Source organism: Porcibacter vitabionis (assembly GCF_046263795.1).
Classification (GTDB): domain Bacteria; phylum Bacillota; class Clostridia; order Lachnospirales; family Lachnospiraceae; genus Lachnocurva.
Window position 1 is genome coordinate 103977 of record NZ_JBJYZD010000010.1, and the last position, 10951, is coordinate 114927.

General features: G+C 46.8%; 8 protein-coding genes and 1 tRNA gene. 1 reads left to right on the top strand and 8 read right to left on the bottom strand.

Translation table 11 applies throughout. The features are described 5' to 3' along the window. Window positions 1–19: 19 nt before the first annotated feature. The 8 genes from ACKX2L_RS08660 to ACKX2L_RS08695 form a co-directional block, all read right to left on the bottom strand. Window positions 20–712: an iron-sulfur cluster assembly scaffold protein gene (locus ACKX2L_RS08660; protein WP_497551275.1), complete on the bottom strand. Its 693-nt coding sequence runs from the start codon at window positions 710–712 to the stop codon at window positions 20–22. Between the two features lie 179 nt (window positions 713–891). Continuing rightward, the gene (locus ACKX2L_RS08665; protein ID WP_497551274.1) at window positions 892–1566 is read right to left on the bottom strand and encodes an LbetaH domain-containing protein; all 675 of its coding nucleotides are present in this window, start codon (window positions 1564–1566) and stop codon (window positions 892–894) included. 4 nt (window positions 1567–1570) lie between these two features. Next, complete coding sequence (locus ACKX2L_RS08670; RefSeq protein ID WP_497551273.1) at window positions 1571–3799, bottom strand: DNA topoisomerase; 2229 nt, start codon at window positions 3797–3799, stop codon at window positions 1571–1573. Between the two features lie 144 nt (window positions 3800–3943). Next, a complete protein-coding gene (gene asd / locus ACKX2L_RS08675; protein ID WP_497551272.1) occupies window positions 3944–5029 on the bottom strand; it encodes an aspartate-semialdehyde dehydrogenase in 1086 nt (361 codons plus the stop codon). 188 nt (window positions 5030–5217) lie between these two features. Next, window positions 5218–6612: an argininosuccinate lyase gene (gene argH, locus ACKX2L_RS08680; protein WP_497551271.1), complete on the bottom strand. Its 1395-nt coding sequence runs from the start codon at window positions 6610–6612 to the stop codon at window positions 5218–5220. Between the two features lie 108 nt (window positions 6613–6720). Further along, window positions 6721–7482, bottom strand: a complete 762-nt coding sequence (locus ACKX2L_RS08685) for an epoxyqueuosine reductase QueH (protein ID WP_497551270.1) — start codon at window positions 7480–7482, stop codon at window positions 6721–6723. A 3-nt stretch (window positions 7483–7485) separates the two neighbouring features. Next, window positions 7486–7809 carry a hypothetical protein gene (locus ACKX2L_RS08690; RefSeq protein WP_497551269.1) on the bottom strand — a complete coding sequence of 108 codons (324 nt, stop codon included), beginning with the start codon at window positions 7807–7809 and terminating at the stop codon, window positions 7486–7488. Between the two features lie 35 nt (window positions 7810–7844). Beyond that, window positions 7845–7917 (bottom strand) — tRNA-Thr (locus ACKX2L_RS08695). Window positions 7918–8223: 306 nt separating this feature from the next. On the opposite strand from ACKX2L_RS08695, the gene ACKX2L_RS08700 reads away from it, so the two are divergent. After that, window positions 8224–9954, top strand: coding sequence for an IS1634 family transposase (locus tag ACKX2L_RS08700; RefSeq protein ID WP_497551268.1), 1731 nt, complete (start codon window positions 8224–8226; stop codon window positions 9952–9954). The last annotated feature ends 997 nt before the right edge of the window (window positions 9955–10951 follow it).

Genomic DNA, 10951 nt, shown 5'->3' on the forward strand with positions numbered 1-10951 from the left:
TTGTATCTCCTTTCCTTAATTACTCTTTACGAGGATCGATGAACTTAACAGCATCATCAATACGGCCGTACTGACCCTTTGCCTTCTCCCAGGCAGTATTCGGATCATCGCCCTTCTTGATGAAGTCGGTCATCTTACCAAGAGATACATATTTGTAACCGATGACTTCATTGTTGGCATCCAGTGCCATCTCTGTTACATAACCCTCGGTCATCTCCAGATAACGAACGCCCTTTGCCTTGGTACCGTACATGGTACCAACCTGAGAACGAAGTCCCTTACCAAGATCCTCAAGTCCTGCACCTACGGACAGACCGTCATCAGAGAATGCAGACTGAGTACGTCCGTAAACGATCTGCAGGAAAAGCTCACGCATAGCAGTGTTAATTGCATCGCAGACAAGGTCGGTATTCAGAGCTTCGAGAATGGTCTTTCCCTGAAGGATCTCTGCTGCCATAGCTGCGGAATGAGTCATTCCGGAACATCCGATGGTCTCGATCAGAGCTTCCTCGATGACACCATTCTTTACATTCAGGGAGAGCTTACAAGCACCCTGCTGGGGAGCACACCAGCCCACACCATGTGTAAAACCGGAAATATCCTCAATCTTCTTCGCATGTACCCATTTTCCTTCTTCAGGAATTGGAGCAGGCTCATGCTTTGCACCCTTTGTTACGGGGCACATGTTTTCAACTTCTGCTGTGTATTTCATTCATGAACTCCTTTCTTCGAACATGGAATCGAATACAGACAGGACCTGCTGAGCAGAAAAAGTCCAGCAGAAGTACCCGATTCAATTCCGTACACACGGAATTATTATCTTACAAATTCTTCCAACTGTCTAGATGGAAAGCCATAGTAAATACCGGTATTTCATGTTTTTCTTTAGGTTCAGGCATGCTTTTCAACGATATGCTCTTTGTCCTTGAAAATATGATGGGCCGGAATGACGCCGCGAACAGAGGACGTCGGATAGACATTGCAGTCCGGGCAGATGACGGTTCCGGGGTTTAAGACAGAATTGCATCCGACTTCGACATGATCTCCCAGCATAGCGCCGAATTTCTTCAGGCCGGTCTCTATTTCTTCCTTCTCATAGTGGTCCTTGACGATGACAAGCGTCTTGTCGGACTTGACATTGGATGTGATGGAGCCTGCGCCCATGTGAGAAAAATAGCCCAATACGGAGTCTCCGACATAGTTGTAATGCGGTACCTGAACGTGGTTAAAGAGGACCACATTCTTAAGCTCGGTGGAATTGCCGACCACACAGTCATTCCCTACAATGGCATTGCCGCGGATGAAAGCTCCCGGTCTTACTTCGGTATTCTCACCGATGATGCAGGAGCCGCAGATATTGGCGGCGTCATAGATTTTCGCGGACTTTGCGATCCAGATATTTTCACCGCGCTTTTCATAAATCGAAGGATCCAGACTCTCGCCCAGTTTTACCAGAAAACTTCCGATTTCCGGCAGGACTTCCCAGGGATAGGTCTTCCCGGAAAACAGTTCCTTTGCAATGGTCTGGTCCAGGTCGTACATGTTCTTGATCTTTGCTTCTTCCATCTTCTTATTCTCCTTTTTTTGTTATTTTGGCTTTTGTTATTTTGGCTTTCTTATGATCCGCCCGGGCAATCCGGCTCTTCAGCTCTTTCTCATAGAACCGGGCATCCCTCCGAAAGATCTGCTGGAGGCCGGCAGTAGAGCCGTTTTTCATGACAAAAGCGGTTCGCCTCTTAATGAAGCTCTCCAGTTTCTCCATATATTCTTCCGTTGTGATCTCTCCCTCTGCCACCAGGTTCAATCCCTTCTCCCAGCTTGCGGTCAGTTTCGGATCCAAGAGGGACGGGATGGACCCGTTTACAATATCATAGATGATCTCTCCGGAAAGCGTCGGCGTTATGATCTGTGTCTTCTTATTCAGATTCAGATAACGATTCGAAACCAGTTTGGACAGAATCTCCGCCCGGGTAGCAGAAGTTCCGATGCCCTGGCCCTTGATCTGCTCCCTGAGTTCCTCATCTTCAATCAGCTGGCCTGCATTTTCCATGGCAAGAATCATGGAGCCTGAATTATAGCGCTTGGGCGGGGAGGTCTCGCCCTCCCGGACACCGAAAGAAGTAAATTGTACTTTCCCGCCCTTCTTCAAGGTTTCGAAGAAGGCTCTGGCTTCCTGTCTGGAATCCTTCTCCTCCCCGTCAGAAGAAGGGTCCTCCTCTGCCGGATCCGCTTTCTTCTCTGTTCCCTTCGCCCCAGGCGGATCTTTTTTCGTGAAGGAATAATTCATGATACCAAGGTAGCCGTTCTTCTCCAGATATTTCCCGGAAGCGAAGAATTTCTCGCCCTCACAATCCACGGTCAGACTGATCTTCAGATACTCTGCGGGCGACAGGAAAATTGCCAAAAAACGCCGGACAATGATCTCATAGACATGAGCCGACAGGGGTTTCAGAGACTTCAGGGCGGACAGACCCTGGCCGGTCGGGATCACGGCATAGTGGTCGGTGATCTTCTTATCATCCGTGTATCTCGTCTTTCCGATCCCTTTATATCTTCCATTCTGAAGGATGAAATCCGCTGCCTGATGAAACATGGGCAGGACCGAGATTCCCCGGATATTCCGATCGATCTCCTTTGCCACCGCAGAGGACAGGACCCTGGCATCCGTTCGGGGATAGGTCACAAGTTTCTTTTCATACAATTCCTGGATGATATTCAAGGTCTCATCCGGACTGATCTTAAAAAGCTTGGAGCAGTCACTCTGCAGCTCAGCCAGGTTATAAAGAAGGGGCGGATTCTTCTTCTCCTTCTTTTTACTAAGTTCGGTCACTTTACCCTCAAGCGCCAGGGGAGTATTTTTCTTTTCGTCAAATATAAGGCCTGGGTTTACATTTGCATCTTCTTTTGACGGGAAGGAAGCTGATCCGGACGGCGGATTTTCGGGCGCTTCATTGGCTTTCTCTGCCGCATGATCCCTCAAATATTCGATCAGTCCGATGGCATCGGCTTCCTTCTGAAAGCCGTTTTCCTTATAGAGAAGGGGCGACTTATCATAATGAGAACCTTCGACGGCCTTCCACTCGGCAGTCAGAGCAGGTGTTTCGGCGACCACCCGATAGAAGGGGGTCTTCACGAAATCCCGGATCTCCCGCTCTCTTCGCACTACCATGCCGAGAACACAGGTCATGACCCGGCCAACGGAGATCACGGCATAGCGTTCGTGGAAGAAGGATGCCATAGCGTTGCCATAGCGGAGGGTGAGAAGGCGGGAGAAATTGATCCCCATGAGATAGTCTTCCTTGGCTCTTAAGTAGGCGGCATCCGCCAGATGGTCATAGGCGCTCAAGTCCTTGGCTTCCCGAATGCCCCGCTTGATCTCCTCTTCGGTCTGGGAATCGATCCAGACTCTTCTTTCTTCCTTGTCATGGACATGGGCTTCCTGTCGGACCAGGCGATAGATATACTCTCCTTCTCGTCCGCTATCGGTGCAAACGTAGATCCGGCTGACATCCTGCCGGTTCAGAAGACCGGAAACGATCTGAAACTGCTTTTTTGCGGACGGGATCACTTCATAGAGAAAGTGATCCGGGAGAAATGGCAGGGTATCCAGACGCCATCTCTTGTATTTCTCGTCATAGGCATCCGGAAAGCTCATGGTCACGAGATGGCCCACACACCAGGTCACGACGATACGCTCTGACTCCAGATAACCGGTATGGTCCGTCATCTTTTCCGAGAAAACCTTGGCGAACTCCCGGGCCACACTCGGCTTCTCGGCGATAAAAAGATTCTTTCCCATATTCCTCCCTCAAGCAGAAAAAGAATGCTGTGAATCGTCTTAGCTTCGGACTTTCCACAGCATTCCATGTTTTACAGTTTCCTTCGAACGGACCGGTCTATCTTTTACGAATGATCCTCCATCAGACTTAACCGGATACGATCCTTACTTCTTCTCAATATAGCCCTTTGCAGTCAGAAGTTCTGCGCAAAGGACACCGCCGCCTGCTGCTCCGCGGATGGTATTGTGAGAGAGACCGACAAACTTCCAGTCGAAAATGGAATCCGGGCGCAGGCGGCCGATGGAAACCCCCATGCCATGTTCAAAATTCACATCCAGAGCAACCTGTGGCCGATTGTCTTCTTCCAGATACTGAATGAAGTGCTCCGGAGCGCTGGGAAGCTTCAGGTCCTGAGGCAGGCCCTTGAATTCGCGAAGTTTCCGGATCAGTTCTTCCTTGGTCGGCTGCTTTCTGAAATTCACAAAGCAGGTGGCAGTATGTCCATAAAGAATGGGAACTCGAATACACTGAGATGTGATCTGGATATTGTCTGCCGGCTTGATCTCGCCATTTTCCACCTTACCCCAGATCCGAAGCGGCTCCTTCTCGGACTTCTCCTCTTCGCCTGCGATATAGGGGATGATATTTCCTTCCATTTCCGGCCAGTCTTTGAAGGTCTTGCCGGCTCCGGAAATTGCCTGATAGGTGGAAACAACTGCCTGGTAGGGTTCGAATTCCTTCCATGCGGACAGGGCCGGTGTATAGGACTGGATGGAGCAGTTCGGCTTTACGGCGATGAAACCACGCTTGGTTCCCAGGCGCTTTCTCTGATACTTGATCACTTCAATATGCTCCGGATTGATCTCCGGAACGACCATAGGGACATCCTTGGTCCAGCGATGAGCCGAATTATTGGAAACGACCGGTGTCTCGGTCTTGGCATAAGCTTCTTCAATGGCACGGATCTCATCCTTGGACATATCCACTGCGGAGAAAACGAAGTCCACATTTTCAGCGACTTTTTCGACTTCGTTGACATTCATGACCGTAAGATTCCGAACGCTTTCCGGAATCGGGGTCTCCATTTTCCAACGGCCATTCACAGCCTCTTCATAAGTCTTTCCTGCGGAGCGGGGACTTGCCGCAACGACTTTCACCTCAAACCAGGGATGATCTTCCAACAGGGCGATAAATCGCTGTCCGACCATACCGGTCGCTCCAAGAATGCCGACTCTTAATTTTTCACTCATAACGCTCTCCTTTTTCTTTTCCTTTTTCCTTTTCCTTCTATGATCCTGCGTGTATGATCCTGCGTGGCAGAGTATACTACGCTCTCTCATGCTTTGTTCTCTCATGCATTGTTCTCATGCATTGTTCTCATGCATTGTTCTCATGCATTCATGAGTTATTCATTATCATATCCCAAAGACGGGTCCGATTACAAGCCCAGGGCTTTATGATCCTCGAGATATTGCTTACTCTTCTTGATCTCTTCTTCCATGGCTTTGCGGCCAGGCGCTCCGGTCGTCAGTCTCTTATCGACACAAGTTTCCATACTTATGGCTTCATAAATATCTTCATCGAAGGCCGGTGAAAATTGCCGTAACTCTTCGAGTGACATATCATCGATCGGCTTCTTGTTTTCAATGCCATAGAGGACGACCTGACCGATGATACCATGCGCATCCCGGAAGGGAATGCCCTTCCGAACCAGATAATCTGCGGCATCCGTGGCATTGGTGAAGCCATGACGGGCGCTCTCCTTCATCCGGTCCTCCCGGAAACGTATGGTCGAAAGCATGCCGGTAAAGAGATCCAGGCAGGAATTTGCCGTATCCATAGCATCGAAAGACAACTCCTTATCTTCCTGCATATCCTTATTATAAGCCAGGGGAATGCCCTTCATCGTGGTCAGAAGGGCCATCAGGGCCCCGTAGACCCGGCCGGTCTTGCCACGGACCAGCTCTGCAATATCCGGATTCTTCTTCTGCGGCATGATGGAAGATCCGGTGCTATAGGCATCATCGATTTCAACAAATTGGTATTCATTGGAATTCCAGAGAATGATCTCCTCGGAAAACCGTGACAGATGCATCATGATGATCGAAAGTGCCGAGAGATATTCCAGGAGATAATCCCGGTCACTGACTCCGTCCATGGAATTGGCGGTCGGCCCTTTGAAATGTAAGAGCGAGGCCGTATAATCCCGATCCAGAGGATAGGTGGTGCCTGCGAGGGCACCGGAGCCCAAAGGGCAATAATTCATCCGTTCATGGATATCGGCCATCCGTTCCCGGTCTCTTTTAAACATCTCGAAGTAGGCACCCATATGATGAGACAGGGTGATGGGCTGAGCCTTCTGCAAATGAGTAAATCCCGGCATAATGGTGGAAGTATGCTTTTCCATGATCGAAAGAATCGTGGAAAGGAGAGACCGTAAATACGAATCCGTAGCCTCGACTTCCTTTCTGGTATAGAGACGCATGTCCAAAGCCACCTGGTCATTTCTGGAACGGCCGGTATGAAGCTTCTTTCCGACCGATCCGATCCGGTCGATCAGATTGGCTTCCACGAAGGAATGCACATCTTCATATTTCTCCGTGATAAGAAGCTTTCCCTCCCGAACATCGTCTTCAATGGACTGTAAGCCAAAAAGGATCCGGTCTCTCTCGTCCTCTGTCAGAATGCCCTGCTTTGCGAGCATACGGACATGGGCCCGGCTGCCCTCCAGATCTTCGGATAGAAGTCTTTGATCAAATCCGATGGATGCATTGAAGGCATATACCTTATCATCTGTTGCTTTGGTAAATCTCCCGCCCCATAACTGAGCCATAACTCTCTCCTGCCTTTCTTCTTTCTTCTTTTTCTTATCTTTCTTTTCCTATTTTTCGATTTCTTTTCCTATATTTCGATTTCTATTCTTATATTTCGATTTCTTATCCTATATTTCGATAGGAGGCACGATCTTCCTTGATGAATCTTTTGTGCTTTCTCGCTTCTCGGCCTTTCCGTCCTCCATATCCAGCTTTTCGGCCTCTCGCATGTCGGCTTCCCGCTTTTCGGTTTCCCGCTTTTCAGCTTCCCGCTTTTCGGCTTCCATCCGGGAAAAGACGCAGCCACAGAAATTCTGCCGATAAAGGCCGTATTCTTTTGACAATTCAGTCGACCGCTTGAAGCCGTTTCGTTTTCGAAATTCGGAAGGAAGGAATTTGACACCGTACTTGTCTGCCATCTCCTCACCGATCCGGTTCAAAAGGACCGGATCCTTCATGGGACTGATGGTAAGCGTTGTTGTGAAATAATCGAGTCCCAGTTCTTTGGCCTTTTTCGCCGCCTCTTCCAGGCGGAGGCGAAAACAGATCTCGCAGCGCTCTCCACCTTCCGGCGCATCTTCATAGCCCTTGACTGCTTCATAATACCGCTTTGGTTCATATTTCCCGGAGAGGAAGGTCACCGGATGCCGGGTTGGCATCTCCCGGATCAGGCGGCTCAGCTCCTCCTCGCGGTACTCGTATTCCGTTGCCGGTGAGATGTTCGGATTATAATAAAAATCAGTTATGGCGAAATACTGCGATAAGTATTCCAGCACATAACTGCTGCAAGGCGCACAACAACTGTGCAGAAGTAAAGTCGGCACAGTTGCTGCGGCAATATTCTCTTCGATGATAACATCCAGTTCCTTCTGGTAGTTCCGCCGATTCAATCGTCACTCCTTCTCCTGCCAAAGTGTGAAAAGTGTCAGAGCAAAGACATAGATGAGGCAGATCAGTATGGCAAAAACCGCCTTCCCGATGACAAAACCTACGATCAGCTGGACCAGGATGGCCAGACCATGAATGTAGACAGGAACCTTACGAAGGAGCGCCGAAAGGACTGTTTCCAAGACCACGAGACATCCGACCGCTACCGGTGGAATATGGAGTACAGCAATGGAAATCGCAAATACTACGATCTCTGCCGCGACAAAAGCCAAGAGTAAAATCAGAGGGTTCTTCCCCTTTTTTGCAAAATCAGAAAAAGATCCAGTCATAACACGCCTCCTCAAGACGAAATGGTAACAAAAAAAGCTTCGAATCGGATTCGAACCGACGACCCCTTCATTACGAGTGAAGTGCTCTACCAGCTGAGCTATCGAAGCAATCGAATGTTATTATATAGAACTTTCGATGACATTGCAAATATTTTTTTCAGAGTCGGTGGCAACTGTCGATGGAACAAGTCGAGGGCACAAGTCGATGGCACAAGTCATGGCACCCAAAATGGAATGACCTGAAGTCCAGATCTATGCAAAATTGTTTTTTGCTTCCCGGAAGTTTGACACCCAAAATCCTCAGAAGCCAGTGATGGCTTTATTTTTTGCACAAATTCTAATATTGTGTATTGCGTATATGCGTATATAGTGGTAAAATATTAGTATCTACTAAGTGTTATGGAGGTACCACAGATGCGCATAATGAAAGGTAAATCCTCAAATCCCACTTACCATGTGATACAAGATGTAAGAAGAAATGGGAAAAGAAGCACAGAGATAATTGAAAATCTTGGAAGTGCGTCGGAAATATGCGAAAAATATCATGTTTCTGATGCTGATGCATGGGCTGCTGATTACATTAAAAGAAAGCGTGAAGAGGCTGCCTCCAAAGATCATAAAGTCCTTGTTTCTTACAACACCAGCGCAGTAATCGATAAAGATAAAAGACTCTCATTCAATGCTGGTTACCTCTTCCTGCAGCAGATATATTATCAGCTTGGTCTGCCTTCCATCTGCAGGAAGATAAAGAAAGAGAATTCTTTCGAGTATGATCTTGATAACATACTCTCAAGACTTATTTATGGAAGAATACTCTTCCCCTCATCAAAGCTCTCCTGCTTTGAGCAGTCTGAGAAACTCATAGAGGAGCCTCAGTTTGACCTCCACCAGATTTATCGTGCCCTTACCACGCTTTCTAAAAACGCAGACATGATACAGGCAGAGCTTTACAAACGTTCTAAGAAACTTGTGAAAAGAAATACCGGTGTCCTCTTCTATGACTGCACGAACTACTTCTTTGAAATGGAGCATGAAGGTGGATTGAAGCAGTATGGTCCCAGCAAAGAGCACCGCCCCAATCCCATCGTTCAGATGGGCCTTTTTATGGATAAGTCAGGGATACCACTTGCATTCTGTATCAATTCTGGCAACCAGAATGAACAGTTATCTCTAAAGCCTTTGGAGCAGCAGATTATGCGGGACTTTGAACTCTCAAGGTTCATCGTATGTACCGATGCAGGGCTTTCTTCTGATGCAAACAGGAAATTCAATAACTATGGTGAAAGAAGCTTCATAACTACCCAGTCGATAAAAAAGCTTAAAGCAGATTTAAAGGACTGGTGTCTTGATCCTAAAGGCTGGGAGCTTGAAGGTAACAAGAAAAAGTATGATATATCAGAGCTTGATAACACTCCGGAGAACAGGAAGAAGATTTTCTATAAGCAAAAGCTGATCGAGGGCTATGACGAAGAACGTGACATAACCTTCGACCAGACCATTATTGTTACATATTCTCTTAAGTACAAGGAATACCAACAGACTGTAAGGAACCGCCAGATAGAAAGAGCAAAAAAACTTATCGAAAAGCCATCTTCAGCTGATAAACGCTCACAGAATGATGCAAAGCGATTCATAAAGAAAACTCCATTTACAAACGATGGAGAGATTGCAAACAGGGCCATGTATGAACTTGATGAAGCAGCCATTGCTGACGAAGCAAGGTATGACGGTTTCTATGCAGTATGCACCAACCTGGATGACGATCCTGCCGATATAGCAAAGATAAACCATGACAGATGGGAAATCGAAGAGTCCTTCAGAATAATGAAATCTGAGTTCGAAGCAAGACCTGTATATCTGCAACGGGATGACAGGATTGAAGCTCACTTCCTAACATGTTTCATAGCACTTATGATCTTCCGTATACTTGAAAAGAAACTAGGTGATAAATACACTTGCGAAGAGATAATAAAAACTCTAAGAGAAATGGATATGAGAAAAGTCGGAAAACAGGGATATATACCAAGCTATACAAGAACACAACTGACTGACTCTCTACACGAAAATGCAGGATTCAGGACTGACTATGAACTGATAACGCCTAAGTCAATGGCAGGAATAATCAGAAGAACTAAAGGGTTATAACAAATGGTCCGCTAGACGGACACCCTTAGTTCATATCCGCTTGTCAAACAGTCCTCATGAGTCATACATCTGTCAAGGCCGTAGCCGCACAGCGGTGCTTCGCAGCCTTGACAGATATATGGCTCATGATAAAAAGGTAATCAAGCGGATATGAACTTAGGTCTGACATAGATGCCTGGCTACCACATAAATTCAGAGGCTTGCCGTAGGCAAGGCTTCCATTTCAGACAAGTTTACGCAGCATTACGCTTTTCGCGAGATAAAAACAAAGCCGGAATCCTAGATGTATACTGGGATTGCGGCTTTTTAGGTGTCAAAGATGGGAGTATATAGAACTTTCGATGACATTGCAAATATTTTTTTCAGAGTCGGTGGCAACTGTCGATGGAACAAGTCGAGGGCACAAGTCGATGGCACAAGTCATGGCACCCAAAATGGAATGACCTGAAGTCCAGATCTATGCAAAATTGTTTTTTGCTTCCCTACCTGCAGCATCGGAAACGTATCCAAACCACCGATCCTTATTGGAATTCGATATTTGAAAAAATTTCAAAATGATGCGTGTTCTGTGCCCAGAAATGCCTCCTAATCAGCCATAATATTCGATATAGAAAATCTTTTCATTTTCATGCTATAAAACAGCCTAAAAAACACGCATAATTCTCAAAAGATTTCATATATCGAATATTTGACCCGAAATCAGGCCTGCCGCCCACAAAAAATACGCATGATTTTGAAAAGTTTTCATATATCGAATATTCGACCTGAAATCAGGCCTGCCGCCCACAGGAAATACGCATAATTTTGAAAAGTTTTCATATATCGAAATGTCTCACTTCCACTTGACAGCCTCCCGCAAATGGTGCTTTAATAACAAGGCTATGTCACAACAAACAGTTGATAAATAGCCATTTTTATAGGGGAGTATCAGAACTCCCCTACAAACTGTTATTTGCAGTTATCTATACTCATTTGGAATTTCGATATGAAGTGTCTC

What these genes read in the sequence shown, in the direction of transcription:
- argH (WP_497551271.1), bottom strand. Translation starts at nt 6,612, where the DNA reads ATGGCTCAGTTATGGGGCGGGAGATTTACCAAAGCAACAGATGATAAG.
- ACKX2L_RS08670 (WP_497551273.1), bottom strand. Translation starts at nt 3,799, where the DNA reads ATGGGAAAGAATCTTTTTATCGCCGAGAAGCCGAGTGTGGCCCGGGAG.
- asd (WP_497551272.1), bottom strand. Translation starts at nt 5,029, where the DNA reads ATGAGTGAAAAATTAAGAGTCGGCATTCTTGGAGCGACCGGTATGGTC.
- ACKX2L_RS08690 (WP_497551269.1), bottom strand. Translation starts at nt 7,809, where the DNA reads ATGACTGGATCTTTTTCTGATTTTGCAAAAAAGGGGAAGAACCCTCTG.
- ACKX2L_RS08665 (WP_497551274.1), bottom strand. Translation starts at nt 1,566, where the DNA reads ATGGAAGAAGCAAAGATCAAGAACATGTACGACCTGGACCAGACCATT.
- ACKX2L_RS08700 (WP_497551268.1), top strand. Translation starts at nt 8,224, where the DNA reads ATGCGCATAATGAAAGGTAAATCCTCAAATCCCACTTACCATGTGATA.
- ACKX2L_RS08660 (WP_497551275.1), bottom strand. Translation starts at nt 712, where the DNA reads ATGAAATACACAGCAGAAGTTGAAAACATGTGCCCCGTAACAAAGGGT.